This is a genomic window from Streptomyces sp. NPDC059788, assembly GCF_042732265.1.
In the GTDB taxonomy this organism is placed as follows: Bacteria; Actinomycetota; Actinomycetes; order Streptomycetales; family Streptomycetaceae; genus Streptomyces.
On sequence record NZ_JBHWHY010000002.1, the window covers coordinates 1 to 26748 of the forward strand.

At 72.0% G+C, this 26748-nt stretch carries 19 protein-coding genes; 8 read left to right on the forward strand and 11 right to left on the reverse strand.

What is annotated here, in order from left to right:
* Positions 1-57 precede the first annotated feature (57 nt).
* Together ACFV57_RS01895 and ACFV57_RS01900 are read right to left on the reverse strand one after the other, a co-directional pair.
* Positions 58-1089 (reverse strand): aspartate-semialdehyde dehydrogenase, encoded by a 1032-nt coding sequence (locus ACFV57_RS01895; protein ID WP_385224643.1) that lies wholly within the window; start codon positions 1087-1089, stop codon positions 58-60.
* An 83-nt stretch (positions 1090-1172) separates the two neighbouring features.
* Positions 1173-4508 carry a S8 family serine peptidase gene (locus tag ACFV57_RS01900; protein ID WP_385224645.1) on the reverse strand — a complete coding sequence of 1112 codons (3336 nt, stop codon included), beginning with the start codon at positions 4506-4508 and terminating at the stop codon, positions 1173-1175.
* A gap of 402 nt (positions 4509-4910) precedes the next feature.
* Here ACFV57_RS01900 and ACFV57_RS01905 point away from each other — a divergent pair, with 402 nt between their 5' ends.
* Positions 4911-6683 (forward strand): TIGR03767 family metallophosphoesterase, encoded by a 1773-nt coding sequence (locus ACFV57_RS01905; RefSeq protein ID WP_385224647.1) that lies wholly within the window; start codon positions 4911-4913, stop codon positions 6681-6683.
* A 40-nt stretch (positions 6684-6723) separates the two neighbouring features.
* On the opposite strand, the gene ACFV57_RS01910 is transcribed toward ACFV57_RS01905, so the two are convergent.
* Both ACFV57_RS01910 and pepN read right to left on the reverse strand, forming a co-directional pair.
* Positions 6724-7770 (reverse strand): hypothetical protein, encoded by a 1047-nt coding sequence (locus ACFV57_RS01910; protein ID WP_385224649.1) that lies wholly within the window; start codon positions 7768-7770, stop codon positions 6724-6726.
* A gap of 275 nt (positions 7771-8045) precedes the next feature.
* Positions 8046-10628 (reverse strand): aminopeptidase N, encoded by a 2583-nt coding sequence (gene pepN, locus ACFV57_RS01915; protein WP_385224651.1) that lies wholly within the window; start codon positions 10626-10628, stop codon positions 8046-8048.
* 123 nt (positions 10629-10751) lie between these two features.
* Between pepN and ACFV57_RS01920 the strand changes: the two genes are divergently transcribed.
* A complete protein-coding gene (locus ACFV57_RS01920) occupies positions 10752-11408 on the forward strand; it encodes a DsbA family protein (protein ID WP_385224653.1) in 657 nt (218 codons plus the stop codon).
* A gap of 162 nt (positions 11409-11570) precedes the next feature.
* Here the strand turns inward: ACFV57_RS01920 and ACFV57_RS01925 are convergent, their stop codons facing one another.
* The 3 genes from ACFV57_RS01925 to ACFV57_RS01935 form a co-directional block, all read right to left on the reverse strand.
* Positions 11571-12212: a superoxide dismutase gene (locus ACFV57_RS01925; RefSeq protein ID WP_385224655.1), complete on the reverse strand. Its 642-nt coding sequence runs from the start codon at positions 12210-12212 to the stop codon at positions 11571-11573.
* Between the two features lie 229 nt (positions 12213-12441).
* Positions 12442-13887 carry an amino acid permease gene (locus ACFV57_RS01930; protein ID WP_385224657.1) on the reverse strand — a complete coding sequence of 482 codons (1446 nt, stop codon included), beginning with the start codon at positions 13885-13887 and terminating at the stop codon, positions 12442-12444.
* A gap of 235 nt (positions 13888-14122) precedes the next feature.
* Complete coding sequence (locus tag ACFV57_RS01935; protein ID WP_385224659.1) at positions 14123-15535, reverse strand: amino acid permease; 1413 nt, start codon at positions 15533-15535, stop codon at positions 14123-14125.
* A 312-nt stretch (positions 15536-15847) separates the two neighbouring features.
* Here ACFV57_RS01935 and ACFV57_RS01940 point away from each other — a divergent pair, with 312 nt between their 5' ends.
* On the forward strand, positions 15848-16447 hold the full coding sequence (locus ACFV57_RS01940) for a biotin transporter BioY (RefSeq protein WP_385224661.1): 600 nt from the start codon (positions 15848-15850) through the stop codon (positions 16445-16447).
* Between the two features lie 96 nt (positions 16448-16543).
* On the opposite strand, the gene ACFV57_RS01945 is transcribed toward ACFV57_RS01940, so the two are convergent.
* Positions 16544-17299: an LPXTG cell wall anchor domain-containing protein gene (locus ACFV57_RS01945; protein ID WP_385224663.1), complete on the reverse strand. Its 756-nt coding sequence runs from the start codon at positions 17297-17299 to the stop codon at positions 16544-16546.
* A 64-nt stretch (positions 17300-17363) separates the two neighbouring features.
* Here ACFV57_RS01945 and ACFV57_RS01950 point away from each other — a divergent pair, with 64 nt between their 5' ends.
* Complete coding sequence (locus ACFV57_RS01950) at positions 17364-19232, forward strand: protein kinase (protein WP_385224665.1); 1869 nt, start codon at positions 17364-17366, stop codon at positions 19230-19232.
* Here ACFV57_RS01950 and ACFV57_RS01955 read toward each other — a convergent pair.
* Positions 19193-20692, reverse strand: a complete 1500-nt coding sequence (locus ACFV57_RS01955; protein ID WP_385224667.1) for an amino acid permease — start codon at positions 20690-20692, stop codon at positions 19193-19195. The two genes, ACFV57_RS01950 and ACFV57_RS01955, sit on opposite strands and share 40 nt — an antisense overlap.
* Before the next feature lie 204 nt (positions 20693-20896).
* On the opposite strand from ACFV57_RS01955, the gene ACFV57_RS01960 reads away from it, so the two are divergent.
* Positions 20897-21382 carry a ribose-5-phosphate isomerase gene (locus ACFV57_RS01960; RefSeq protein ID WP_385224669.1) on the forward strand — a complete coding sequence of 162 codons (486 nt, stop codon included), beginning with the start codon at positions 20897-20899 and terminating at the stop codon, positions 21380-21382.
* A gap of 87 nt (positions 21383-21469) precedes the next feature.
* Complete coding sequence (locus ACFV57_RS01965; RefSeq protein WP_385224671.1) at positions 21470-22279, forward strand: Fpg/Nei family DNA glycosylase; 810 nt, start codon at positions 21470-21472, stop codon at positions 22277-22279.
* A 70-nt stretch (positions 22280-22349) separates the two neighbouring features.
* Here the strand turns inward: ACFV57_RS01965 and ACFV57_RS01970 are convergent, their stop codons facing one another.
* Positions 22350-23579: a GNAT family N-acetyltransferase gene (locus ACFV57_RS01970; protein ID WP_385224673.1), complete on the reverse strand. Its 1230-nt coding sequence runs from the start codon at positions 23577-23579 to the stop codon at positions 22350-22352.
* A 127-nt stretch (positions 23580-23706) separates the two neighbouring features.
* Between ACFV57_RS01970 and ACFV57_RS01975 the strand changes: the two genes are divergently transcribed.
* A complete protein-coding gene (locus ACFV57_RS01975) occupies positions 23707-24849 on the forward strand; it encodes a PP2C family protein-serine/threonine phosphatase (protein ID WP_385224675.1) in 1143 nt (380 codons plus the stop codon).
* 44 nt (positions 24850-24893) lie between these two features.
* Complete coding sequence (locus ACFV57_RS01980) at positions 24894-25355, forward strand: SRPBCC family protein (RefSeq protein ID WP_385224677.1); 462 nt, start codon at positions 24894-24896, stop codon at positions 25353-25355.
* 58 nt (positions 25356-25413) lie between these two features.
* Here ACFV57_RS01980 and ACFV57_RS01985 read toward each other — a convergent pair whose 3' ends face one another.
* Positions 25414-26616 carry a cation:proton antiporter gene (locus tag ACFV57_RS01985; RefSeq protein ID WP_385224679.1) on the reverse strand — a complete coding sequence of 401 codons (1203 nt, stop codon included), beginning with the start codon at positions 26614-26616 and terminating at the stop codon, positions 25414-25416.
* Positions 26617-26748: the final 132 nt, after the last annotated feature.

Sequence of the window (26748 nt, forward strand, 5' to 3'; positions counted from 1 at the left end):
AGTACGGAGATTCCGTACGGGCCCCGGCGCGTGCAGAAACGTCTCAGCCGCGAGGGCTCAGCCGCGCAGCTCCGCCGCGACCAGCTCCGCGATCTGGACCGCGTTCAGCGCCGCGCCCTTGCGCAGGTTGTCGTTGGAGAGGAACAGCGACAGACCGTGGTCGACCGTCTCGTCCTTGCGGATGCGGCCCACGTACGACGCGTCCTGGCCGGCGGCCTGGAGCGGGGTCGGGATGTGCGAGAGCGCGACGCCGGGGGCGCCGGCCAGCAGCTCGCTCGCGCGCTCCGGGGTGATCTCGCGCTCGAAGCGGGCGTTGACCTGGAGCGAGTGGCCGCTGAAGACCGGGACGCGCACACAGGTGCCGGAGACCTTCAGCTCCGGGATCTCCAGGATCTTGCGGCTCTCGTTGCGGAGCTTCTGCTCCTCGTCGGTCTCGTTCAGACCGTCGTCGACGATCGAGCCGGCCATCGGCAGCACGTTGAAGGCGATCGGGCGGGCGTACTTGTCCGGCTCGGGGAAGTCCACGGCCGAACCGTCGTGGGTGAGCTTGGTCGCGTCCTGCTCGACGGCCTTGCGGACCTGCTCGTCCAGCTCCGCCACGCCTGCCAGACCGCTGCCGGACACCGCCTGGTAGGTGGAGACGATCAGCGAGACCAGCCCGGCCTCGGCGTGCAGCGGGCGCAGCACCGGCATGGCGGCCATGGTCGTGCAGTTCGGGTTGGCGATGATGCCCTTGCGGCGGTCGGAGATCGCCTGCGGGTTGACCTCGGAGACGATCAGCGGCACGTCCGGGTCCATGCGCCAGGCGGAGGAGTTGTCGATCACGACCGGGCCCGCGTCGGCGACCTTCGGCGCCAGCGCCTTGGAGGTCGAGCCGCCCGCGGAGAAGAGCACGATGTCCAGACCGGAGTAGTCCGCGGTGGCCGCGTCCTCGATCGTGATCTCGGTGTCCTGCCACGGGAGCGTACGCCCGGCGGAGCGGGCCGAGGCGAACAGTCGCAGCTGCTCCACCGGGAAGTTCCGCTCGGCGAGAATGCCCCGCATCACGCCGCCGACCTGACCGGTGGCTCCGACGATTCCGATCCTCATGGCACTCCTTGTTCGGTACGTACAGCAGCGGAACGGGTGCCGTGAAGGGCACCCGCCCCGTTACTGTCCACTATCTCAGGCCGCTACGACACGACCTTTTCGATGCGTACGCCGCCGCTGCCGGTGACCGTGCCGGCCCCGTTCAGCAGCTGGACCTCGCCGAAGAACTCGCGTCCGGCGGGGGCCGGGCCCACGACCGAGACCTCGGCCGTGACCTGCGTCGATGCTCCGCTACCCAGCTTCACCGCTTTCGATTCGTCCGTCTTGAGCGAACCGAGCGCGGAGGAGTAATACACATCACGGTAGTCGTAGGCGGTGCTGCCCGCGGGGATCGCGTAGCCGTCCACGACGACGGTGTAGGTGCCGGGCGCGGGCTTGGTGACGCTCGCCGCCTCGTCCGAGCCGCCGGTCGCCGACGACGCGACGACCTTGCCGCCGAGCAGGATGCTCAGGTCCAGGTCGGCCTTGGCGTCGGCGGGCGCGCCGATCGCGGCGTCCAGCCGGGACACCCCGCTGCCCACGGCGATCTCGTACCGCTGCGACTCGCCCTCCTTGATCGTCGGGCGCTGCGTACGGGACGAGCCCAGCTCGCCGCCCTTGAGCGTGCCCTCGACGGCGGCGAAGGCGTTGGCGACCTTCCACTGCACCGGGGCGGGCGTGCCGACCTTGGCCTCCGGCAGGACGCGGACGGCCGGGTCGAAGGTGGTGCCGAGGGTGGCCGCGGTGACCGTGTACGGGTTGTCCAGCAGCGGCGAGGTGCGCCGCGACTCGACCTCGATCTCCCAGACGCCGGGCGCCGGGTCCTTGTAGGTGCGCCGCGTCGGGTCGCAGGTGTTGGCCGGGTTCGGGTAGTTCGGGTAGCAGTTCGGGGTGCCGGTCGGGTCGACCGGGACGCCCTGCGGGCTGAGGGCGATCCAGCGCGTCTGGCTGCTGGCCGCGAGCCCGCTCATCGAGACCTGGAGGGCCTTGGCGCCCTTCGGGACGGTGATGAAGTGCGAGGTGGTGGCGTTGCGCTGGACGGTGCCGGACTTGGCGACCGCGTGGCTGGGCGCGGCCAGCGGCTCGGCGGCCACGACGGTGGCGAGGATCTTGCGGTCGACGCCCTCGGTGCGCGGGTCGTCCAGGTCGATGGTGACGCTGTGGATGCCGGCGGTCCGCGGCTTGGCGGTGATCTCGAAGGTCACCGGCCGGTTCAGCGGCAGCCAGATCGCGCCGTCCTCGTCCGGCAGGTCGAAGGTGCCGTCGTTGTTGATCAGGTCCAGCTCGTGCCGGACGGGGCGGTCGGGGCCGGTGGTACGGGTGATGGTCACCTCGTACGTCCGCGACTGCCGCACCTTCAGGCCGCCCTCGCGGTCGTACACGCCGGTGCCGTACCCGGGCGTCTTCAGGAAGTCGGACAGGGCCGTCTTCACGGGGGCGCGGACGGTGTACTCATGGGCGGCGGCGCCGTGCCGGATCGCGGACCAGGCGGCGCGGATGTCCATCAGGCCGGAGCCCTGCTCGTACGACTGGAAGCCCTTGATCTGCTTGGCGGTCGAGGTCAGCGCGGTGCGCAGCTTCGCCGGGGGCAGCGCGACGCGCTGCTGCTTCGCGGCGGACAGCAGCAGGGCCGAGGCGCCGGTGGCCTGCGGCGAGGCCATCGAGGTGCCCTGGAGCATGGCGTAGCCGGGCGGCAGCGCGTAGCCCGCTTCGGCGGTGGGGCCGCCGGGCTCCCAGGTGGGGATGGTGTTGATGGAGGCGCCGGGCGCGGTGATGATCGGCGTGAAGCCGCCGTCCTCGCGCGGGCCGCGGGAGGAGAACGGGAGCATGGCGTACTTCCGCGTCACGGCCGAGCCGTAGTTCGCCGCCCAGGTCTCCTTCGAGATGGACGCGCCGACGCTGATGACCTTGTCGGCCAGGCCGGGGTCGCCGATGGTGTTGGCGCCGGGGCCGCTGTTGCCCGCCGAGATGACGAGCTGGACGCCGTAGGTGTCGATCAGCCGGGTGTACAGCTCGGCGCGGGCGTTGTTGCCGTCGTTGAGCGCGGGCAGGCCGCCGATCGACATGTTGACGATGTCCACGCCGCGCTTGGTGACGAGGTCGATCATGCCCTCGGTGAGCGCGATGTTGGTGCAGCCGCCGCTCCAGGTGCAGGCGCGCGAGGAGACCAGCTTGGCGCCGGGCGCCGCGCCGTTCATCTTCCCGCCGAACAGGCCGTTCGCCGCGGTGATGCCCGCGACGTGGGTGCCGTGCTCGGACTCGACGACGCCGATGTTGACGAAGTCGGCCTTCTTGCCCGTCCAGTCCCCGCCGTACGGGTCCATCGGGACGTCCTTGCGGATCTCGACCGTGAACGGGATGCGCTCGGCGATCGGGGTGCTCGGGTCGTCCTTGCCGAAGTAGCCGATGTCGAAGCCGTCCTTGTACGGCTTCATGGGCGCGTCGTCGGTGAAGTCGCCGTTGCCGTTGAGGTCCACGCGGACCGTGCCGGCGGCCGGGTCGTACAGCACGCCCCACACGTCGGTGGTGTCGCCGTCCCGGTTCAGGTCGCCCTTCATGTCGCCGCCGGTGGTGGCGGCCTCGGCGAACGTGCTGATCCGGTACGAGCCTTCGGGGGCCTTCCAGGTCCGGCCGCCGTAGGTGAAGGACGGGCCGGAGACGGCGGTGGTCATCGGGCGCCAGGTCTGGTCGCCGTCGCTGATCGGGTCGGTGGCCGTCACCCAGTCGACGATCTTGCGCTCGCCGGTGGTGGTCTTCTGCAGCGCGGGGTGCGCCAGGTCCACGCCGGAGTCGAGGATGCCGATGGTCACGCCGCGGCCGTCGGCCTTCGGGTGGTCGCGCACGAAGTCCACCGCGCCGGTCTCGAAGGACGGCTGGTACGGGTTCTTCGCGGGGGTGTCCTTGCCGGGCGCCGGGTAGTTCCCGGCCTGCGGCCGGCCCTTGGCGGCGCGGTCGGCGCCGGGCCGCGGGTCGGGCAGCTTGATCTCCTGCCGGAGGTCGATGGCGTGCACGGACGACAGCTTCTGCATCTTGGCGATGGCCGCGTCGGCCTGGGCGGTGGGCACGGTGGCGCGTACGTAGCCGAGCTTGTCGTCCGTACGCCCGACGGAGGCGCCCTTCAGGGAGTCCAGCCCGGCGGCCGCCTGCTCGGTGGAGCCCGGCGCGGTGGCCAGCATCATCGAGACGAATCGGGCGCCGCCGGACTTGGCGCGGGCGAGCAGCTCGGCGTCCTGCGAACCGAGCTTGTCGTGCGGGGACTTCACAGCGGGCGTGGTGCCGGCGGATATTCGGGCGTCCGCGTCGGTGCCTGCCGCGAAGGCGGCGCCGGCCGCGGTGAGCGCGGGCCCGGCCGCGGTGGCGACGGCGATGGCCGCGACGGCCGCGATCCGGGCCGTGCGTCTTGCCCGGCCCGCGGGCGGGCGTCCTGTGTCGGGGGTCATGGCACACCTCTTCGGGGTGAAGGGTCCGGAAATCGGACCCGTATAACCGCTCAATATGACGTAAGGGGGTGGTGTTTGGGGAGGTACGTGATCACAAGTTTGTGAACATTCGGGTGGCATGTGCGGGGCGTGAAGCCGGTGCCGTCGCCCGGCACCCCGCCGTCCCGGGGCGCCCTCGGCTACCCCGCGAGATGAACCTCCGGTGGCCGCCGCCCGCACCGGGCCCGAGGGCCCGGTGACCATCGGTGGGAGCCGTGATCCCTGTGCGGCGATCGGCGGCCGGCGTTGCGGCGCGGTTCACCCGGGCGCCATGCCCGCTGCCAACGCTCCCTGGTGAGAGGGCAGTTACGGGCGCTTCGCGCCGCCCTCGCCGCCGTCCCGTCCGTACCAGGGAGCTCGTGCATGTCCCGTACACGGTCCGCCGCCCCGACTGCCCCCGCCGCCTCTGCCGCACCCGCCGTCGACCGCCGTGCCTTCCTCGCCGCCACCGGTGCCGTCGGCGCCACGACCGCGTTCGCGCTGGCGTACGGCGACGGCGGTGCCCGGCCCGCCGTCCGCCCTGACACGGCGACAGCCGCCCTCGCCGCCCCTCTCGTCGCCCCGGAACCGGTCATCGCGCCGCCCGTTCCCCGCGTGCCGTACACCGAGGGCACCACCCTCGCCTCGGTGGCCACCCCGGGCGGCGCCGCGACGGGTTACCGCAGACTCGCCGAAGGCCCCGGCTGGGACCGCGTCGTACGCCGCGACCTCGCCGCCGCGCGCCCCGGCCGGGACGACCGGCGCACCGTGCTGGCGGCCTTCGTGCAACTCACCGACCTGCACGTGGTCGATGTACAGAATCCTCTGCGCCACGAATACCTGCGGGTGCGGTCGGCGGGTGCCTGGCGCCCGCAGGAAGCCCTGTCCGTCGCCGGCGCGGTCTCCCTCGTCGAGCGTGTCAACAGCCTGCCGGGCGGGCCCGCCACCGGAGCGCCGCTGTCCTTCGCGATGACCACCGGCGACAACACCGACAACAACTCCAGCATCGAACTCGACTGGTTCCTGACCGCGATGAGCGGCGGCCGGATCACCCCCAACTCGGGCGACCCCCGGCACTACGAAGGCGTGCAGAACAGTGGCCACCCGCTCTACTGGCAGCCGGACAGCGCCCTGCGCGACGCCGACAAACTGCGCGGTTTCCCCGGCGTGCCCGGCTTCCTGGAGGCGGCGACCCGTACGGTCACCAGCCCGGGGCTGCACCTGCCCTGGTACTCGACCGTCGGCAACCACGACTCGCTGCCCGCGGGCTGCTGCGTGCCCGACGACCCGTTCCTGGCCGAGATCGCGACCGGCGGGCGCAAGCTGGAGCTGCTGCCCGCCGACGAGGCCATCCGCGCCTACCTGGCGGTACGCGGCGGCCCCGGCAGGCGGGAGTTCGCACACCTGCTGAAGGCGCACGGGAAGCAGGCGCGCTCCGTCACCCCGGACGAGCGCCGCGTCCCCTTCACCCGCGCCGCATACCTGCGCGCGCACCTCGACCCCCGGCACACCGGCCCCGGCCCGTACGGCCACGGCTACACGGCGGCCGACCTCGACGCGGACCGCCTCTACTACACCTTCCGCATCGCCGAGGACGTCGTGGGCGTCAGCCTCGACACCACCGACCCCGGCGGCCACCACACCGGCTCCATCGGGTCGGGGCAGCTGCGCTGGCTCGATCGCACCCTGCGGGCGCACGCGTACGAGCACGTCCTCGTCTTCAGCCACCACACCAGTACGTCCATGGACAACGCCCTGCCCGACCCGTCCCGCCCGGCCGAACGGCGGCACGGCGGGCCCGAGCTGGTCGCCCTGCTCTCCCGGCACCGCAACGTGCTGGCCTGGATCAACGGGCACAGTCACCGCAACCTCGTCACCCCGCACGGCACGTTCTGGGAGGTCACCACCGCCTCGCACATCGACTTCCCGCAGCTGGCCCGGGTCGTGGAGGTGACGGACAACCGCGACGGCACGCTGTCCCTGTTCACCACGCTCGTGGAGTCGCACGCCCCGCACCGCACGGATTTCGGCGACCTCTCGCAGCGGGGCCTTGCGGCGCTCTACCGCGAACTGTCCTGCAACGCCCCCGGGGCCCGCGCCGATCTCGCCGGCGAGCCGGGCGACCGCAACACCGAACTGCTGCTGAAGCGGCGCTGAACGGTGCTCACACACATGCCCCGCACCGGCCGGGCGGGGGTCAGCGCGGCAGCACCACCACGTACGTCCCCGGCTCCTGGTCGTCCGCCGCCATCAGGGCCGTACGGACCACCGCCGCCTGCTGCTCCGGAGCGTCCCGCAGCTTGCGCGGGGTGACGTGGACGACCGTGATCCCCAGCCGCTCCAGCTGCTCGCGCTTGCGGGCGTACTGCGTCCAGAGCGCGTCCTCCTCCTGGCGCGGCACCCGCGCGTCGATCTCGACGGCCACCGCCTGCTCCGGCCAGTACGCGTCCACCCCGCCCAGATGCGGGCCGCCGGGCAGCCGCAGGTCCACGTTCCACAGCGGGTCCGGCAGGCCGTACTCCCGCACCAGGTCGTACAGCCGGCCCTCGGCCAGCGCGCGGCCCTCCGCCAGCAGCGCGTCCACGGCGTCCACCACGTGCGGCAGGTTCAGCAGCCGGGCCTGGCTGAACTCCCGCACGACGGCCGTCGCTTCGCAGTGGCCGCCGCGTACCGCCTCGGTCAGCAGGCGGCGCACCGTGCAGGCGTCCGAGAGCCCGCCGACGGCGTCGGCCAGCGCCCGGGGGACGGGGGCGACCGGCACCCCGGTGATCTGCTGCGGGCGCGGCATGACCTGGGCGCGGACGACCTGGGCGAAGCCGGTGGTGCGCAGCCGCCGGGTGCGCGGCACCAGGACCTCGATGCGGTCCAGGGAGAGCAGCGGGGGAGCGGAGGAGAAGCGGTGCAGGGCCAGCGCCGCCAGCCCGGTGATCATCGGCTCCTGGCTGGGGGCCGTGCCGCCCTGGGCGGGGACGGCGGGCAGCCGGTTCGCCGCGTAGAGGAGTACGGCGTGCAGCCGCTCCTCGCTGGTGGGCGGCCCGGGGTGGAGCAGGTGCACGCCCGGCAGCACCTGCTGCCAGGGGCCGCCGGGGCGGCACCGTTCGGCGGCTTCCGCGGCGCCGACGCCGTGTTCGCGCAACTGGCGCGCCGTCAGCACGCGGGGTCCGGCGCCGGGCCGGCTGTGCAGGGGGCGGGGGGAGAGCGGGGTGGAGGACTCCCCGCCGGAGGTTGGGGAAGTGTGGTTCATGTCCCGGCCATTCCCGCCGCCGTCCCGCCTCCTAACGCCTGTTACACGCCCGTCGACAAACCCGGACAACGCCGTCCTAAAGTACGGGCGTTCGACTGCCGAAATTGCCTGGTCCGGCCGGAGTTGGCGGCTGCGTACGCACTCGCGCGGACGTCCGGAGCCCGTACGCGGGTGCCCATGGCCGCCGCATACCGGTGCCGATGCAAAGCGTGCACCGGCGCCGCCGGCGCACCCGCGCGCGGAGCCCGACGGCTTCCACGCGCGGGCGCCGACTACTACCGCCCGGCCTGCGCGTCGCAGGCCTGTGCCCGCAGCGCGCGCGCCAGGTCGTCCCGCGCCTCCGACACCAGCCGCCGCAGCGCGGGCGGCGCCTGGAGGTGCCCGGCCAGCCAGGCGTCCGCCGCGTCCAGCGTCTCCTGGTTGTCCTGGTGGAGGGGGAACAGCCCGCGGACCACGGCCATGCCGATCTCGATCGACCGCTCCCGCCACACCCGCTCGACGGCGTCGAAGTACTTCGGCGCGTACGGGGCCATCAGCTCCCGCTGGTTCGACTGGACGAAGCCGGAGATCGTCGCCTCGACCAGCGCGTTGGACAGCTCGTCGGACTCCACCACGTCCGCCCACGCCCGCGCGTTGACCTCGGGGGAGGGGCGGGCGGCCAGGCACCGTACGTGGTGACGGCGGCCGGAGGCGGTGTCGTCGCGCCGCAGTTCGGTGTCGATCGCGGCCTGGTCGGCGACGCCGTGCGCGGCCAGCGGCTCCAGGAACGTCCAGCGCAGCTCCTGGTCCACCTCCAGGCCGTCGATCTTCGCCGTGCCGTCCAGCAGGCCCTGCAGCAGCTGGAGGTCGGCGGCCGTGGCGGCCACCGAGGCGAAGAACCGGGCCCAGGACAGCTGGTGGCCGCTGCCGGGCTCGGCCAGCCGCAGTTCGTGCAGCGCGCCCTGCGCCAGCTCCTGCCCGGCCCGGTCGCGGTGGTCCGCCGCCGTGTAGTGGGTGAGCGCGTAGCGGGCCTGCGCGTGCAGCGACTGGAGCACGCCGATGTCCGACTCGCGGCCCGCGAAGCGCAGTACGAGGTCGAGGTAGTCGCGGGCGGGCATCAGACCGTCGCGGGTCAGGCCCCATACGGCCGACCAGCACAGCGCGCGCGACAGCGGCTCGGTGATCTCGCCGAGGTGGCCGCGCAGCGTGGCCAGCGACCGCTCGTCGAAGCGGACCTTGCAGTACGTGAGGTCGTCGTCGTTCACCAGGATCAGCTCCGGGCGCTCGGCGCCGGTCAGCTCGGTGACGACCGTGCGCGGACCGGCGACGTCCAGTTCGGCGCGCGCGTAGCGGACCAGCTCGCCGTCCGCGTTCTCCCGCCGGTACAGGCCCACGGCCACCCGGTGCGGGCGCAGTTCGGGGCGCTCCGGCGCGGCCTCCTGGAGGATGCTCAGCTCGGTGACGCGGCCCTCGGCGTCGTACGTGGCCTGCGGTGTGAGGGCGTTGACGCCCGCCGTCTCCAGCCAGGCGCGCGACCAGGTCGCCAGGTCGCGTCCCGAGGTCTCCTCCAGGACGGACAGCAGGTCGGTGAGGCGCGTGTTCCCGTACGCGTGCCGCTTGAAGTAGCGCCGCGCGCCCTCCAGGAACGCGTCCCGCCCCACGTACGCCACGAGCTGCTTGAGGACGGCCGCGCCCTTGGCGTACGTGATGCCGTCGAAGTTGAGCTTGGCGTCCTCCAGGTCACGGATGTCGGCCGTGACCGGGTGGGTGGAGGGCAGCTGGTCGGCGCGGTACGCCCAGGCCTTGCGGCCGTTGGCGAAGGTGATCCAGCCGTTGGTGAAGCGGGTGGCCTCCACCAGCGACAGCGCGCCCATGAAGTCGGCGAACGACTCCTTGAGCCACAGGTCGTCCCACCACTGCATGGTGACCAGGTCGCCGAACCACATGTGCGCCATCTCGTGCAGGATGACGTTGGCGCGGCGCTCGTAGGACGCCCCGGTCACCTTGCCGCGGAAGACGAACTCCTCGCGGAAGGTCACGCAGCCGGGGTTCTCCATCGCGCCGATGTTGTACTCGGGCACGAACGCCTGGTCGTACTTCCCGAACGGGTACGGGTAGTCGAAGTGCTCGTGGAAGAAGTCCAGGCCCTGCTTGGTGACGGTGAAGATGTCCGCGGGGTCGAAGTGCCGCGACAGTCCCCTGCGGCACAGCGCGCCGAGCGGGATCTCCAGCTCGGTACCGTCGTCGAGGGTGCGCCGGTAGGTGTCGCGGACGTAGTGGTACGGGCCGGCGACGACGGCCGTGATGTACGTCGAGATCGGCTGCGTCTCGGCGAAGCGGAACGTGCCCGCCTCCGGCTCGCCCTCCTGGGCGCCGTTGCTGAGCACCACCCAGCCCTCGGGCGCCGTCACCTCGAAGCGGAACGGGGCCTTCAGGTCGGGCTGCTCGAAGTTGGCGAACACCCGGCGGGCGTCGGCCGGCTCGTACTGCGTGTAGAGGTAGACCTCGCCGTCTTCCGGGTCGACGAAGCGGTGCAGGCCCTCGCCGGTCCGGCTGTACGCGCACTGCGCGTCGACCACCAGGGTGTTCTGCGCCGCCAGGTCCGCCAGGGCGACCCGGGTGCCGTCGAAGACCTCCGCCGGGTCCAGCTCGCGCCCGTTGAGGGTGACGGCGGTGACCGACGGCGCCACCAGGTCCGCGAAGGTGGCGGCACCGGGCTCGGCGCAGCCGAAGCGCACGGTGGTGCGCGAGCGGAAGGTCCGCGCGGCCTCGCCCTCGCCGACCGCGGAGCGCAGGTCCAGCGCCACGTCGTACCCGTCGACGCTCAGCAGTCCGGCCCGCTCCCGGGCCTCGTCTCGGGTCAGATTCTCACCGGGCACGACGTGACTCCCTCGTCCTCGTCTCGTATATCGAACACTGGGAATCATGGCACGCCGCGTCCCGGTTGAAGCCGGTGACCGATCCTCCGATCGGCCACCGACCCGTACGTCCGAGGAGCAACCGTGTCCGAGACCGCTGCCGGGACCGACAGGACCCCGGCCGACTTCTGGTTCGATCCGTCCTGCCCGTGGGCCTGGCTGACCTCCCGCTGGATGCTTGAGGTGGAGAAGGTGCGCCCGGTGGAGGTGCGCTGGCACGTCATGAGCCTGGGGGTGCTGAACGAGAACAAGCTCGACGAACTGCCCGAGGAGTACCGCGAGAAGAACCGCCCCGGCGGCCCGGCCTGGGCCCCGGTGCGGGTGTGCATCGCCGCCGAGCAGCAGTACGGCCCCGACGCCCTCGCCCGCCTCTACACCGCGCTCGGCATCCGCTTCCACAACCAGGGCCTGCCGCGCACCAAGGAGACGATCACCGCCGCCCTGGAGGAGGCCGGGCTGCCCGCCGCGCTGGTGGACGCCGCGGACACCGACGAGTACGACAAGCAGCTGCGCGCCTCCCACAAGGCGGGCATCGACCTGGTGGGCCAGGACGTCGGCACCCCGGTCATCGCCGTCCCCGGCCCCGACGGCGCGCCGATCGCCTTCTTCGGCCCGGTCGTCACCCCGGCCCCCAAGGGCGAACAGGCCGCCCAGCTGTGGGACGGCACCCTGATGGTCGCCGCCATCCCCGGCTTCTACGAGATCAAGCGGACCCGGACGCAGGGCCCGCTCTTCGACTGACCCGGCGCGGCGCGCCCCGGCACGCCGCCGGATACAGAACGACCCCCGCGAGTCATGTCCTCGCGGGGGTCCTTCCTTGATCCGCCCGCCGGGTGAAGGTTGAGAAGACGATCACGAGGCAGGACGTTCAGCGGGCGCGGCGGGGCGCGCCGGGGGCCGGGCTCAGGGAGCGAGCAGCAGGACGTTGGCGCGCTCCTTGGCGGCCGTGTAGCGCTTGGCCACGTCCTGCCAGTTGACGACGCGCCACATCGCCTCGATGAAGTCGACCTTCTGGTTCTTGTACTGGAGGTAGAAGGCGTGCTCCCAGGCGTCGAAGACCAGGATCGGGACCGAGCCCTGGCCGACGTTGCCCTGGTGGTCGTAGATCTGCTCGACGATCAGGCGGCCGGTGATCGGCTCGTAGGCGAGGACGCCCCAGCCGGAGCCCTGCGTGGTGGCGGCGGCCTTGGTCAGCTGGGCCTTGAACTTGGCGAACGAGCCGAAGTTCTCCGCGATCGCGTCCGCCAGCTCGCCCACGCCGTCCTTGTCCAGCGGCTCGCCGCCGCCGTCACCGGTCATGTTGTGCCAGTAGATGCTGTGCAGGATGTGGCCGGAGAGGTGGAACGCGAGGTTCTTCTCCAGGCCGTTGATCGAGCCCCACTGGTCCTTGTCGCGCGCCTCGGCGAGCTGCTCCAGGGTGTCGTTGGCGCCCTTGACGTACGCGGCGTGGTGCTTGTCGTGATGCAGCTCGATGATCTCGGGGCTGATGACGGGTTCGAGCGCCGCGTAGTCGTACGGAAGTTCCGGAAGATTGTAGGTGGCCATGCCGAGCCCTCCAGCTGCTTACGACCTTTAATTGCAATCGACTTGCAACTGCACGCTACCAGCATGAGTGATCGCGAAGAGGCCATGGGGAGGGGTCTGGGCCAAAAGAAGGAGGCGGTGCCCGACCCCGGTCCGAGGTCCGGCACCGCCTGGAGGAAAAGAGCGGCGCATTCTGGTGAGGTAAGCCTTACCGCACTTCTGCTTTAGGTGAGGTAAGCCTTACTTCCGCTTACCCGGCTTCCTTTTGACGCGCCATTCGCTGCTTGACGAGACCGATCACGATGAGCACCACCGCGAATCCACCGGTGAAGTACAGCTGGACGCGCTGGTTCTCGTCCCGCAGCATCAGCAGCAGCACCGCCACCACACCGGCCAGCGCCACCCACGTCAGCACCGGGAAGAGCCACATCCGTACGACCAGGCGCTCGGGCGCCTCGCGCTCCAGGCGGCGGCGCATCCGCAGCTGCGCGACGGCGATGAAGCCCCATACGACCAGGATCGCCGCGCCCACCATGTTGAGCAGCCACTGGAAGACGGTCTCCGGCCACCAGTAGCTGAACAGCACCGCGAGGAAGCCGAAGGCGGAGCAGAGGACGACCGCGCGGCGCGGCACGCCACCGCTGACGGTGCGCAGGAAGGCGGGGCCCTGGCCGCGGGCGGACAGGGAGTGCGCCATCCGGGAGGAGCCGTAGATGTTGGCGTTCATCGCGGACAGCAGCGCGACCAGGATGACGACGTTCATGATCTGGCCGGCCGCGGGGATGTTCAGGTAGTCCAGCACCGCCACGTACGGGCCGTTCTTGGCGATGTCCGCGTTGTCCCACGGGATGACGGTGACGATGACCGCCATGGAACCGACGTAGAACAGCGCGATGCGCCACATCGCGGTGCGCACGGCGCGGGCCACGCCGCGGACCGGGTCCTTGGACTCGGCGGCGGCGATCGTCACGGTCTCCAGGCCGCCGTAGGCGAAGACGGAGGCCAGCAGGCCGATGACCAGGCCGTCCGAGCCGTTGGGGAGGAAGCCGCCGTCGCCGGTCAGATGCGCGGCGCCGGGGGCGGAGGTGCCGGGCAGCACGCCGAAGATGGCGAGCAGGCCCAGGACGAGGAAGACGCCGATCGCGGTGATCTTCAGCGCGGCGAACCAGAACTCGAACTCGCCGAAATTGCTGACCGCGGCCAGGTTCGCGCCGCAGAAGACCACCATGAACAGCAGCACCCACATCCAGGGCTGCGTGTCCGGGAACCAGCCGGTCATGATCCCGGCGGCGCCGATCGCCTCGGCGGCCACCGCCACGCACAGCTGCGCGGTGAACATCCAGCCGGTGGTCAGGCCCGCCCACGGGCCGATCGAGCGCCCGGCGTGCACGGAGAACGAGCCGGAGGCGGGGCTCGCCGCCGCCATCTCGCCGAGCATCCGCATCACCAGCATGACCAGGCAGCCGGAGACGGCGTAGGCCAGCACGATCGACGGGCCGGCCGCCGCGATGCCTTCCTTGGAGCCGACGAACAGGCCGGCGCCGATCACGCCGCCGAGCGCGATCATCGACAGATGCCGCTGCTTGAGTCCGTTGGACAGCGGGGTGCCGGTTTCCGGAGCCGCCGTGGCGCCGGTGCCCGGCACCTGGCCCGTTTGCTCGCGCTCGGGCGTGGTGGACGAAGGTGTCCGATTCATGGTCGTACCTGTCCCATTTAAGTGAGAGCGGAGCGAGACGATCGACGGAAAACGCGCTCAGTTTGAGTGTCCGTGTCCGCTCAGGGCAACAGTCGTGCAGCAGTTGTTCGGTATTCAGACGTGATCGTGACCGGCCGCATCCACACCGTTGTGACACGTGACCCTGAGTGTTTCCGGAGCGGAAGTGGGGCGGCCGGTTCCGGCCGCGCGCCCCTACCGCGCGGTTCCCGTACGGTCAGCCGCGGGACCGCCGCAGCCGCAGCTCCCGTACGCCCGCGACCGCCAGCACCGCGCCGGTCGCGGCGGCCGACCACAGCAGCTGCGGCCGGGCCCCGTCGTCGGTCAGCATCAGCACCAGCACCGCCGCCATGGCCGCCAGCGCCGTCCACGTCAGATACGGGAACGCCCACATGCGCAGGGTCAGCTTCTCCGGCGCGGTCCGCTCGATCTGCCGCCGCAGCCGCAGCTGCGAGACCGCGATCAGGCCCCAGACGAACAGCAGCACCGCGCCGACCGCGTTGAGCATGTAGAGGAAGACCGTGTCCGGCCACAGCAGATTGAGCAGGACGGACACGAAGCCGAACGCCACCGACGCCAGCACCGCCCGGCGCGGCACCCCGCCGCCCGTCACCTTCAGCAGCGAGCGCGGCGCCTCGCCCCGCTCGGCCAGCGAGAAGACCATCCGCGAGGACCCGTAGAGGTTGGCGTTGAGCGCCGACAGCAGCGCCACGAAGACCACCACGTTCATGATCTGGCCCGCGCCCGGCACGCCGATGGCGTCCAGTACCGCGACGTACGGGCTCTTGCCCGGCTGCATCGACGACCAGGGCAGCAGGGTCACGATGACCAGCATCGAGCCCACGTAGAAGAAGAGGATGCGCCACACCGCGCTGCGCACCGCGCGCGCCACGTTGCGCGCCGGGTCGTCGGACTCGGCCGCGGCGATGGTGACGACCTCCAGGCCGCCGAAGGCGAACGCGACGGCGAGGACACCGGAGACCACGCCCTGCCAGCCGTTGGGCAAGAAGCCGCCCTGACCGGTGAGGTTGGTCAGCCCGACCGGGTCGGTGTCCGGCAGCACGCCGAAGATCGCGAGCAGGCTGAGCACCAGGAACAGCACGATCGCCGCGACCTTCAGCGTCGCGAACCAGAACTCGAACTCGCCGAAGCTCTTGACCGCGGTGAGGTTGGCGGCCGTGAACACCAGCATGAAGATCAGCACCCAGCCCCACTGCGGGACCGCGGGCACCCATCCGCCCGCGATCTGCGCCGCACCGGTGGCCTCCACCGCCAGCACCACCACCAGCAGGAACCAGTACAGCCAGCCCACGCTGAACCCCGCCCAGCGGCCCAGCGCGCGCTCCGCGTGCACCGAGAACGCGCCGGAGGCGGGCATCGCCGAGGACATCTCGCCCAGCATCCGCATGATCAGCATGGCCAGCGCGCCCGCGATCAGATACGACAGCACGATGCCGGGGCCGGCCACCGCGATACCGGCGCCGGAGCCCACGAACAGGCCCGCGCCGATCACCCCGCCCAGCCCGAGCATGGTCAGGTGGCGCTGTTTGAGCCCGGCGGACAGCGGTTCTCGCTCGCCGGCGCCCTCGCCCGGCGGAGGCGTTCCGGTGGCGTTGGGTGCGTCGTGCATGGGCTCGTACTCTCGCAGAGGGTCTTTGGGGGAACCCCACAGGGTCCCGCGTTGTCCCCTCAGTTTCCCGGCCGCCGCGCGCTACCACAAAATGCACACCCGTCCCGGGCGCGGTCCGTGACGAGCATCACGTGACCTGCGAAGACCGCTGACGAGGCGGTTCGGCCCGGAGCTTCGGACGTTGCACGGAACTCTCCAAGCAGACCATTGCGCCTTTGTCGCCGCCACACGATGATCGGCCGTGGGGCGCTGGACTAACGTCAAGGCGTCCTTGGTCTGTCCCCGCTCCACCTCACACCCCGCGGAGTTCCGATGAGCACTGCCGACGCAACCACCAGGCCCGGTGCGGTCCTCGCCGATCTGCTGCCCGCAGCGGACGCCACCCGCGCCCGTGTCCGCGACGCCGCACTGGTCGTCGGCGGCGCCGCGCTCACCGGCATCGCCGCGCAGATCGCCGTCCCGGTCCCCGGCTCCCCGGTCCCGGTCACCGGCCAGACCTTCGCCGCCCTGCTCGTCGGCGCCTCGCTCGGCGCGGGCCGTGGTTTCGTCTCGCTCGCGCTGTACGCGCTGCTCGGCATGGCGGGCCTGCCGTGGTTCGCGAACGGCGCCTCCGGCGCGGGCGGCGCGACCTTCGGATACGTCCTCGGCATGCTGCTCGCCGCGACCGCGGTGGGCGCGCTGGCCCGCCGCGGCGGCGACCGCGGCGCGCTGCGCACGGCCGGCACGATGGCGGTGGGCACCGGCCTGATCTACGCGGTCGGCGTGCCCGTCCTCGCGCTGAGCACCGGTATGTCGCTCGGCCAGGCCGTCGTGGCCGGTGTCGTCCCCTTCCTGATCGGCGACGCCCTCAAGGCCGCGCTGGCGATGGGCGCGCTGCCCACCGCGTGGAAGCTGCTCGGCCGCCGCGGCTGACCCCGCGCGCGTCCCTCCGTACGGACCGGGCCCCGCACCACCACCTCGCGTGGCGGTACGGGGCCCGGACGCGTTCCGTATCCGTACGCTCCCGGCTCACCTGCGGTTCGACCGGCGGGTGGTGACCCACACCCCGGCACCGCCGAGGAGCAGCAGGCCCGCGGCGGCGCCCGCCAGCGGGAGGACCGACGGGGTGCCCGTCTCGGGCAGCCGCTCCTCAGGAGCCGCGGACGCCGACTCCGACGGCGCGGAGGTGGAGGTCGACGAGCCGGCCGGCACGTTCACCGTGTTCAGCATCAGCGGGGTGTCGGGTGCGTCGGACACCGGATTCCGGGTGCCGAAATTCACCGGTCCCTGCTGCCACAGCAGCGTTTCGGTATTGCCCAGCGTCACCGGCAGACAGATCTGCCCCTGCTTCTTCAGATCGAAATGCGCGGTGACGTCGAACGTACGGCTCTTTCCGCTCGCCAGGGAGTCGATCGCACAGGAGTACGCGCTGTTCGCCCCTTCCGGCAGACGCGCCTCGGGGACCTTCGTGCACCCGGCGACGTTCTTGACCGTCAGCCCCTGGAAACCGGCGACCGTCAGCCGGATGGCGCCGGTGGCCGCGCTCCCCTTGTTGGTGACCTCGGCGGCCAGCTTCGTCGCCCCGGTGCTGTTGCTGACGGAAATCCGTTCCGGCAGTTCGGTGGTGATCCGATATCCGGCCGGAGCGCTCGGACCGGCCTTGCCGCCCGCACTGCTGCCCGGTACGGGATCGGCCGCCAGGGCCGAGGAACCGACCGGCAGCGCCACCGCGGCCGCCACCGCGGCCACCGCGAACGCGCGTTTTCCCTGTCGGGCTGTGTACATTCTTGAACCCCCCTTTTCCACATCCTCGGCTGAGGTATTTGATGGGTACCACAAGATTCCGCGGGTGCTGTGGGGGCTGGGCATGGTGGGGAATGCGAGCGAGGTGGGGCCCGGGCGTTTGGCGGCCGGCCGGTACCGCCTGCTGGAATTGATCGGACGGGGCGGAATGGGCCGGGTCTGGCGGGCCCGGGACGAAATTCTCGACCGGTGTGTCGCGGTCAAGGAAATACGTATCGACGAACACGCGGGCGAGGAAAGTGTGGTGCAGCGCGAACGCAGTCTGCGCGAGGCCCGCGCCACCGCCCGGATCGACCATCCGAACGTGGTGCGGGTTCACGACGTGGCCGAGGAGGGCGACCGGCTGTGGATCGTCATGCAGCTGGTACTGTCCCGCTCCCTGGAGCAGATCCTCGCCCAGGACGGCCCGCTGGCCCCGGCCGCGGCGGCCCGGGTCGGCGCCGGACTGGCCCGCGCCCTGCGCGAGGTGCACGCGGTCGGCGTGCTCCACCGGGACATCAAGCCCGGCAACGTCCTGATCGACGAGCGCGGCGCGGTGGTGCTCACCGACTTCGGGATCGCGGCGATGCAGGACGCCACCGCGCTGACCATGGCCGGGATGCTCATCGGCTCCCCGGACTACATGGCGCCCGAGCGGGTGGCGGGCCAGGAGCAGGGGCCGCCCTCGGACCTGTGGTCGCTGGGCGCCACCCTGTGCGCCGCGGTGGCGGGGCAGTCACCGTTCACTCGCGCCACGACCCTCGCCACGCTGCACGCGGTGCTCCACGAGGAGCCCACCATCCCGCCCGCCGCGGGCCCGCTGCGCGAGGTGCTGGTCGCGCTGCTGAACAAGGCGCCCGAGGCGCGCCCCACGCTCGACGAGGTCGAGGCGCGGCTCGAACCGCTGGTGCGGCAGGCCGCGGCGGCGGCGCCGACGGCCCCGATGAGCGCGGCGGAGGCCGTGGACGTCCGTACGCCCACCGTGGCCGACCCGGCGCCGGACCGCGCCGAGGTGGTGGACGTCGCCACCTTTCCCACCCGTCTGCCGCCGGGGGAGGAGCGGGAGGGCGGGGAACGGGAGGAGTCGGGGCGGAAAGTGCCCGAGTGGGAGGAACCGGAGCAGAAGGAGCCGGAGCGGGAGCAGGAGCAGAAGGAGCCCGAGCGGGAGGAACCGGCGAAGGGCGCCGGTGTCCGCGCGGAGCCGGGCACCGAGGCGGCCTCTCCCGGCGCCCCGGCCGTGGAGCCCGTCGGCACCCCGCCCGTGGAACCCGTCGCCGGCCCGCCCACGGGCCCCCTAGGCACCCCGGCCCCGTCCGGCCGCCGCCCCCGCCGCAGGCGCACCACCCTGCTCGCCTCCGCCGGAGCCCTCGCGTCGGCCGCGGCGGTGGTGGTGGTCATCGTGGTGACGCAGGGCGCGGACCCCGGTGGCACGGCCGGTAGCGGTAGCGGGGGCCCCGCCACCGCCGGCGCGAGCACCGGTACGGGGTCCTGGAGCGACGGCCCGGCCGCCACGGCCGGTCCCCGCCGTACCGAGAACGGCTTCAGCTGGGTCCCGCCCGCGGGCTGGAACCGCACCGAGGAGTCCACCAGCGACGTCACGTACAGCACGAAGGACGGGTCCACGCTCGTCTCGGCGCGGCAGGACCCGTCCTCCGGCGGTGATCTGCTGACGGTCTGGCGGCAGTACGAGGCGCAGCAGCACGACGTGCCGGGCTACCGCCGGACCAGGCTGGAGCGCACCACCTTCCAGGGGCACCCCGCCGTCGTCTGGGAGTTCGCCTACACCCGGGACGGCAAACCGGCGCACGGGCGACAGCTCGGCTTCCGTGCCGGGAACCGGACCTACCAGCTCAACCTCTGGTACCTGGACACGGCCGAGGCCGCCGCCCTGCGCGCCTACGACCGGGTCAAGGAGTCCTTCCGCGCGTCGCCCTGACCCTCCGGGCCGCCGTCCACGCCGCCGGCACCGTCCGCGGCCCGCCGCCGGCGGTCCAGCACCAGCCCGACGGCCAGCACGACCACGGCCGCGACCACCGACAGGACCATCTGCTTGCGCCCGTCGGGGTTGTAGAACATGTAGCCGACGACGAAGAGGATCAGTGCGATCGTCGCGTACGTCAGATACGGGTACAGCCACATCCGTACGGTCAGCCGCTCCGGCATGTCCCGCTCGATGACCTTGCGCATCCGCAGCTGCGAGAAGCAGATGACCAGCCAGACGAAGAGCGCGACCGCGCCGGAGGAGTTCAGCAGGAACTCGAAGACGGTGTCCTTCGAGGTGTAGCTGAAGATCGTCGCGACGAAGCCGAAGGCGACCGAGGCCCAGATGGCGGTCGCCGGGACGCCGCCCTTGTTCACCCGGGCGAAGGACTTCGGCGCGTCGCCGCGCTCGCCGAGCGAGAACGCCATCCGGGAGGCCGTGTAGAGGCCGGAGTTCAGACAGGACAGCACGGCGGTGAGCACCACGACGTCCATGACGGTGCCGGCCGCCGGGATGTCCAGCGACTTCAGCACGGCGACGTAGGGGCTCTTGTCGAGCGCCGGGTCGTTCCACGGCAGCAGCGTCACGATCACCGCGATCGAGCCGATGTAGAAGAGCGCGATCCGCCAGATGACGCTGTTGACGGCCTTGCGGACGGCCTGCACCGGGTTCGGCGACTCGCTGGCCGCCAGGGTGACGATCTCGCTGCCCATGAAGGAGAAGACCACCAGCAGCATGCCGGAGAGGATCGCGCCGGGGCCGTTCGGCAGGAAGCCGCCGTGGCCGGTCAGGTTCGACAGGCCCACCGCGTGGTCGCCGGGCGGCAGCCCGAAGATCGCCAGCGCGCCGATCACGATGAACACCACGATCGCCACGACCTTGATCCCGGCGAACCAGAACTCGAACTCGCCGAACGAGCCGACGGAGATCAGGTTGGTGCCGGTCAGCACGATCATCACCAGCAGCGCCCACGCCCACTGCGGGACGGCGGGGACCCAGCCGGTCAGGATGGAGGCGGCGGCGGTCGCCTCGACGGCCAGCACGACCGACCAGAAGAACCAGTACAGCCAGCCGATGGTGAAGCCCGCCCAGCGGCCCAGCGCCCGGTCCGCGTACGCGGAGAACGAGCCGGAGGTGGGGGAGGCGGCGGCCATCTCGCCCAGCATCCGCATCACCAGGACGACCAGCAGACCGGTCAGCGCGTACGAGAGCAGGATGCCGGGGCCGGCGGCGGCGATGCCCGCGCCGGAGCCCACGAACAGGCCCGCGCCGATCACGCCGCCGATGGCGATCATCGACAGATGGCGGTTCTTGAGTCCTGCCTGAAGACCGTCGGGAGACTGGCCTCCGCCGGGGCCGCCACCGGGGCCACCGGCGGCCTTGCCCGCTTTCATGGTCGGCGGATGCGCGCCCATGTGCACCGTCCTTGTGTGGTTCTCGCCGTCGAGTCCCCGCATTAGAACCGTGTTAACGGCCGTTTTGGAAGATCTGAATCCGGATCGTTGCGTGGATCTCATTTCCGCACGTCGCCGCGTGTACACCGCACGTATGCCGGTGCAGGGGCCCGGCGACACCTACCCCGGGCCCGGCGGACCACACGCTCGTGCAACACTCAGCACATGCGCGTGTATCTCGGCTCCGACCATGCCGGTTTCGAACTGAAGAACCACCTCGTGGAGTGGCTCAAGGCCAACGGCCACGAGCCCGTCGACTGCGGTCCGCACATCTACGACGCCGTGGACGACTATCCGCCGTTCTGCCTGCGCGCCGCCGAGCGGACCGCGGCCGACCCGGAGAGCCTGGGCGTCGTCATCGGCGGTTCCGGCAACGGCGAGCAGATCGCCGCCAACAAGGTCAAGGGCGTACGGGCGGTGCTCGCCTGGAGCGAGGAGACCGCCAAGCTGGGCCGCGAGCACAACAACGCCAACGTGATCTCGGTCGGCGGCCGGATGCACACCCAGGACGAGGCGACGCGGTTCATCGCGGCGTTCCTGGCCACGCCGTACTCCGGCGAGGAGCGGCACACCCGCCGCATCGACATGCTCTCCCACTACGAGAGCACCGGCGAGCTCCCGCCCATCCCGGCCCACCACCCCCAGGGCTGAGCCCACCCGCCGCACCGCCCGCGCCGCCACCGGCGCGGGCGGACGCCGTACGGATTCGACCCACCCCGCCCGAGGAGGCACCGGCCCATGCCCGAGGGGCACACGATCCACCGCCTCGCGCTGGACCACCGTGCGCTCTTCGAGGGCGCCCCGGTCCGGGCGAGCAGCCCGCAGGGCAAGTTCTCCGACAGCGCCGCGCTCGTCGACGGCCTGGTGATGACCACCGCCGAGGCGCACGGCAAGCACCTCTTCCTCGGCTTCGGCCCCGCCGGGTGGGTCCACATCCACCTCGGCCTCTTCGGCAAGCTGGCCTTCGGCGACGCCCCGGCGCCGCCGCCCACCGACACCGTCCGGCTGCGGCTGGCCAACGACACGGCCTACGCGGACCTGCGCGGGCCCACCGCGTGCGCGCTGCTCACCGACGCCGAGAAGCAGGCGGTACACGAGCGGCTCGGCCCCGACCCGCTGCGTGCCGAGGACGACGGCGAGCGCGCCTGGGCGCGGATCTCGCGCAGCCGTACGTCGGTCGCCGCGCTGCTGATGGACCAGAAGGTGATCGCGGGCGTGGGCAACGTCTACCGCGCCGAGGTCCTCTTCCGGCACGGCATCGACCCGTACCGGACCGGACGTGATCTGCTCCGCTCCGAATGGGACGCCATCTGGGCGGACTTGGTCGCTCTGATGCGCGAAGGCGTCCGGCACAACCGCATCGACACGGTGCGCCCCGAACACCTCCCCGAGGCCATGGGCCGCCCGCCCCGCGTCGACGACCACGGCGGCGAGGTCTACGTCTACCGCCGCGCCCGCCAGGAGTGCCACATCTGCCGCTCCGAGATCCGCACCGCGGCGCTGGCCAACCGCAACCTCTTCTGGTGCCCCACCTGCCAGCCGAAGTAGGGCCCGATGGCACGAGAGGGCCCGGTGACACGCGGGCCCGGTGACACGCGGGTCCTAGCCCGAACCACCCTCAGAACCCGTGCGGCAGCCACGGCTTCACGTGCGACCCGAACGCCACCGACGCCTCCCGCAGCGCGCCGGGCCGCAGTTCCCGCACCCGTCCCGCCGCCGCCAGCGCCTCCAGCGTGAAGCCGCCCAGATACGCGGCGCCCAACTCCCGTACGGACAAAGCCAAATCGGCCGGACCCGTGGTCCGCCCGCAGACGGCGCCCTTCCCGTCGCCGGTGAGCCGCCACCGGCCCTCGTTCCACGGGCAGAAGGGGTCGGCCACGTCGAGGACCACGTCCAGCGGCGTCGCGTACGTCCGCGCCGCGAGCGCCTCGCCGACCTCCACCAGCCGCACGAACAGCGACTCGCGCACCGCGATCCGGCAGCGCCGCATGTCCCCGACCAGGTGCAGCAGCGGATCGTCGGCCGGGCGGTTGCGCACCGTCAGCCGCGACGTCAGGTCGATGCCGAACAGATAGCGCCACAGGGCCGCGTAGACGACCGGGTCCAGCGCCTCGACGTCGCGCAGGACCACCGTCCCGTCCGGCCCGCCCCCGTCCCAGCCGGCCTTGACCGCGTAGCGCGCGTAGCCGCGCACCTCGCCGTCCACCTCGGCCAGGACGCACAGCAGCGGGCCGGCGCCGTCCCGGTCGGCCTCCGGGTCCAGCAACGGCAGCCGCTCCCAGCCGGGCTGCCGTACGAGCATCCCGGGGCGGCCGGTGACCAGCTGTTCGTACACCTTCTCGCAGTCCGTCAGCCCGGATTCCGGGTCGACCAAGCGCAGCCGTACGGCGTCGGCGCCGGCCGGGGCGGCGACGGACAGCCGCAGCGTGTCCAGCGACAGGCTCACCGCCTCGGACGCCGTGCCGTACCCGAAGCGCCCGTAGATGGCCGGTTCGGAGGCGGTCAGCACGGCCAGCGGCTCGTGGCGCGCCCGCACGTCCGCGAGCTGACGGCGCATCATCTCGCGCAGGATGCCGCGCCGCCGGTGCGTGGGCTGCACGCTGACCAGCGTCACACCGGCCGCCGGGACGACGGCGCCGCCGGGCACCGACAGCCGGAAGGTGAACGCCCCCGCCGTGCCGACGACCTCGTTCCCGTCCCGGACGGTCAGGGCGCGTCCGGGCTCCCCGAGGTCCCGCCACAGGGCGCGTTCCTCAGGGGCCTCCGGCGTGCCGCCGAACGCCCGTTCCAGCTTGTCGTACCAGTCGTCCCACTCGTCCGGGCGCAGCTGCCGCAGCTCGGTCGTCATAGGCCATGGGTAGCAGGACGCGTTCCGGCCGCGCGACCGCTTTTCGAACGCGGTTGCCCGGTGATTGCGCCAGGCGGCGTGCCGCGAATCGACGCGCCGCCGAACGGGTGGATAAGGTCCCAGAACAATGGCGAGCAGCTCGGGAGCGGAGTCCCTGACGGCCCGGTGGCGCAAGGCGGTGCACCGGACCCGCATCAGCGTGCGCAAGGCCGGGGTCGACTACTTCCGCGGCGACGGCTCGGACTGGATCGCCCTGGTCGCCCTTCTGATCGCCGTCCCCGCCATCGCCTGCGGCACCATCTGGCGGCCGGACTGGATCGCGCCCACCGCGCTGGTCCTGCCGGTCATCGCCGGCGGGCTGCTGCTGCGTCCGGCCAACCTGCTCGCACTGTACGGCACGTCCGCCGCCGCGCTGATCGTCGAGGCGTCGCTGCTCGGCCCGTACGACCAGGGACGCGACCGGATCACTCCGGGCACGGTCCTGGTGGTCGCGGCGGTCGGCCTGTCCGGGCTGCTGATCGCGCAGTTCCGCAGCCGGGTCGGTGTGCCGTGGCGGCGCGGCGGCACGATGCTCTTCGACCTGCGCGAACGCATCCGCGTCCAGAGCAAGCTGCCCAAACTGCCGAGCGGCTGGCACCGGGAGATGGCGCTGCGCCCGGCCGGCGGACAGTCCTTCTCCGGCGACTTCGTCGTCGCCTCCCGCACCCACGGCGGCAACATCCTCGAAGTGGTGCTGACCGACGTGTCCGGCAAGGGCATGGACGCGGCCTCCCGCGCGCTGCTGCTGTCCGGCGCCTTCGGCGGCCTGCTCGGCTCGCTGCCGCCGCACGGCTTCCTGCCCGCCGCCAACGGCTATCTGCTGCGCCAGGACTGGGACGAGGGCTTCGCCACCTCCATCCACCTCGTGCTGGACCTGGAGTCCGGCGACTACGAGCTGCTGTCCGCCGGGCACCTGCCCGCGCTCCAGCTCAGCGCCGGTACCGGCCGCTGGGAGGAGAAGGCGGCGGAGGGGCCGCTGCTCGGTGTGTACGACGGGGCCCAGTTCGACCCCGTCAAAGGGACGCTGCGCCCCGGCGACGTGCTGATGCTCTTCACGGACGGCCTGGTCGAGGCCGCCGACCGGGACATCGCCGAGGGCATCGACCGGCTGACCGGCGAGGCCGACCGCTACGTGGCCCGCGGCTTCGCCGGTGCCGCCTGGCATCTGATCGAGGCCGTGGCCAAGGACGTCAACGACGACCGCGCGCTGCTGCTGATCTGCCGCGACTGAACCGTACGGTGGTCCCGACGCCCGGACCGGCACACGGAGGACCCATGGCAGACACCCTCACCTTCCGCTACGCCACCTACCTCGCCAGTGCGCCGGACAAGGTCTGGCACGCCCTGACGGACCCCGGTCTGACGGCCGCGTACTGGGGACACAGCAACGTCTCCGACTGGCGGCCCGGCTCCCGCTGGGAGCACCGGCGCACCGACGGGTCGGGCGTCGCCGACGTCGAGGGGACGGTCGTGGCGAGCACGCCGCCCACGCGGCTGGTGACCACGTGGGCGGAGCCCGGCAAGGGCGCGGACCCCGCCGGGCCCGGCGTCTCCACGGTGACGTTCGGCATCGAGCCGTACGAGGAGATCGTCCGGCTGACCCTGACGCACGAGGGCCTGGCCGACGAGGGCGAGCGGGAGGCGGCGGCCCAGGGCTGGTACGCGGTGCTGGCCAACCTCAAGACACTCCTGGAGACGGGCCGACCGCTGCCGAGCGCGCCCTGGACGATGCCGTGACCGTCCAGGGCCCGCGCGAGAGGCGCCGCGCGGCGGGCCCGGCCGGCGGCGCCGCGCGTCAGGCCTGACCGGCGGCCGACGTGGCGGGCCGCCCGTCGGCCGGTGGCGCGTCGGGAGTCTGCTGTCCGCTGCCCGGCAGGAGCCGCGCCAGCCACGCGGACCGGCCGGCCGCCAGCGGCCCCAGGACGGCCAGGATCAGGACGTATCCGGCGATGAACGGCGCCAGCCGCTCGTCCAGTCCGGCGCCCGCCGCCATCGTCGCCAGGATCAGGGCGAACTCGCCGCGGGCGAGCAGCGCGGTGGCGATGTTCGCGGCCGGGCCGGGGCCGAAGCCGAAGATCCGGGCGGCGACCACGCCCGCGACCACGTTCATCAGCAGCGTCAGCGCCACCGCGATGAGCACCGGCCACACCACCGAGGGCAGGTCGCCGGGGTCGATGGACAGCCCGAAGGCGAAGAAGAAGATCGCGCCGAAGGCGTCCCGCAGCGGGTGCACCAGTTCCATGATCCGTTTGCCGGAGCTGGTGCTGCCCAGCATCAGGCCGACCATGAACGCGCCGATCGCGTCCGCGACGCCGAACCACTCCGAGATGCCCGCCACGAAGACGGCGGCCCCGAGGAAGGAGATGACCAGCAGCTCGTTGTCCTTGGTGGCGATCAGCTTGCCGATCGCCGCCGTGCCCCAGCGGGCGACCACGGCGAGCAGCAGCAGGAAGCCGAAGGCCTTGCCCGCGTCGAGGGCCGCCGAGGCCATCGAGTCGGCGCCGGAGATCACCGGCTGGAGGGCGGCCAGGTACAGCGCGAGGAAGATGTCCTCGACCACGATGATGCCGAGGATCGGTTTGGTCTCGGGGTTGCCGAGGCGGCCGGTGTCCATCAGGACCTTGGTGACGATCGCCGACGACGAGATGCCGAGCACACCGGCCAGGACGAGCGCCTCGGAGGTGCCCCAGCCGAGCGCGAAGCCGAAGCCGAGGCCGGCGCCGACGTTCAGCGCCAGGTAGGCGGCCCCGGCGAGGGCCATGTTGCGGCCGCCCTCTTTGAGGTCGTCCATGTGGAATTCGAGGCCGAGGTAGAAGAGCAGCAGCACCAGGCCGAGCAGGGAGAGCATCTCCAGCTCGTGGGGGTCGTCGACCAGCGCGATGCCGGGGGTGTGCGGGCCGAGCAGTATTCCGGCCAGGATGAACAGGGGGATCGTGGGCAGTCCGATGCGGCTGCCCAGGCGGGCGAGGACGGCGGCGGCCAGAAAGGCCCCGCCCATCGCGAGGAGGGTTTCTGCGTGTCCGATGGCTCCTCCAGAGGTTCGGCCGGACGGTGTTCGGTCAAGGGGGAGTCAAGAAAGCGTTAGTAGTTAGTTTACCAAACGACTTTTCCGGTCCGGCGCCCCCGTGCT

What these genes read in the sequence shown, in the direction of transcription:
- ACFV57_RS01895 (WP_385224643.1), bottom strand. Translation starts at nt 1,089, where the DNA reads ATGAGGATCGGAATCGTCGGAGCCACCGGTCAGGTCGGCGGCGTGATG.
- ACFV57_RS01900 (WP_385224645.1), bottom strand. Translation starts at nt 4,508, where the DNA reads ATGACCCCCGACACAGGACGCCCGCCCGCGGGCCGGGCAAGACGCACG.
- ACFV57_RS01905 (WP_385224647.1), top strand. Translation starts at nt 4,911, where the DNA reads ATGTCCCGTACACGGTCCGCCGCCCCGACTGCCCCCGCCGCCTCTGCC.
- ACFV57_RS01910 (WP_385224649.1), bottom strand. Translation starts at nt 7,770, where the DNA reads ATGAACCACACTTCCCCAACCTCCGGCGGGGAGTCCTCCACCCCGCTC.
- ACFV57_RS01925 (WP_385224655.1), bottom strand. Translation starts at nt 12,212, where the DNA reads ATGGCCACCTACAATCTTCCGGAACTTCCGTACGACTACGCGGCGCTC.
- ACFV57_RS01930 (WP_385224657.1), bottom strand. Translation starts at nt 13,887, where the DNA reads ATGAATCGGACACCTTCGTCCACCACGCCCGAGCGCGAGCAAACGGGC.
- ACFV57_RS01935 (WP_385224659.1), bottom strand. Translation starts at nt 15,535, where the DNA reads ATGCACGACGCACCCAACGCCACCGGAACGCCTCCGCCGGGCGAGGGC.
- ACFV57_RS01940 (WP_385224661.1), top strand. Translation starts at nt 15,848, where the DNA reads ATGAGCACTGCCGACGCAACCACCAGGCCCGGTGCGGTCCTCGCCGAT.
- ACFV57_RS01945 (WP_385224663.1), bottom strand. Translation starts at nt 17,299, where the DNA reads ATGTACACAGCCCGACAGGGAAAACGCGCGTTCGCGGTGGCCGCGGTG.
- ACFV57_RS01955 (WP_385224667.1), bottom strand. Translation starts at nt 20,692, where the DNA reads ATGGGCGCGCATCCGCCGACCATGAAAGCGGGCAAGGCCGCCGGTGGC.
- ACFV57_RS01960 (WP_385224669.1), top strand. Translation starts at nt 20,897, where the DNA reads ATGCGCGTGTATCTCGGCTCCGACCATGCCGGTTTCGAACTGAAGAAC.
- ACFV57_RS01965 (WP_385224671.1), top strand. Translation starts at nt 21,470, where the DNA reads ATGCCCGAGGGGCACACGATCCACCGCCTCGCGCTGGACCACCGTGCG.
- ACFV57_RS01970 (WP_385224673.1), bottom strand. Translation starts at nt 23,579, where the DNA reads ATGACGACCGAGCTGCGGCAGCTGCGCCCGGACGAGTGGGACGACTGG.
- ACFV57_RS01975 (WP_385224675.1), top strand. Translation starts at nt 23,707, where the DNA reads ATGGCGAGCAGCTCGGGAGCGGAGTCCCTGACGGCCCGGTGGCGCAAG.
- ACFV57_RS01980 (WP_385224677.1), top strand. Translation starts at nt 24,894, where the DNA reads ATGGCAGACACCCTCACCTTCCGCTACGCCACCTACCTCGCCAGTGCG.
- ACFV57_RS01985 (WP_385224679.1), bottom strand. Translation starts at nt 26,616, where the DNA reads ATGGGCGGGGCCTTTCTGGCCGCCGCCGTCCTCGCCCGCCTGGGCAGC.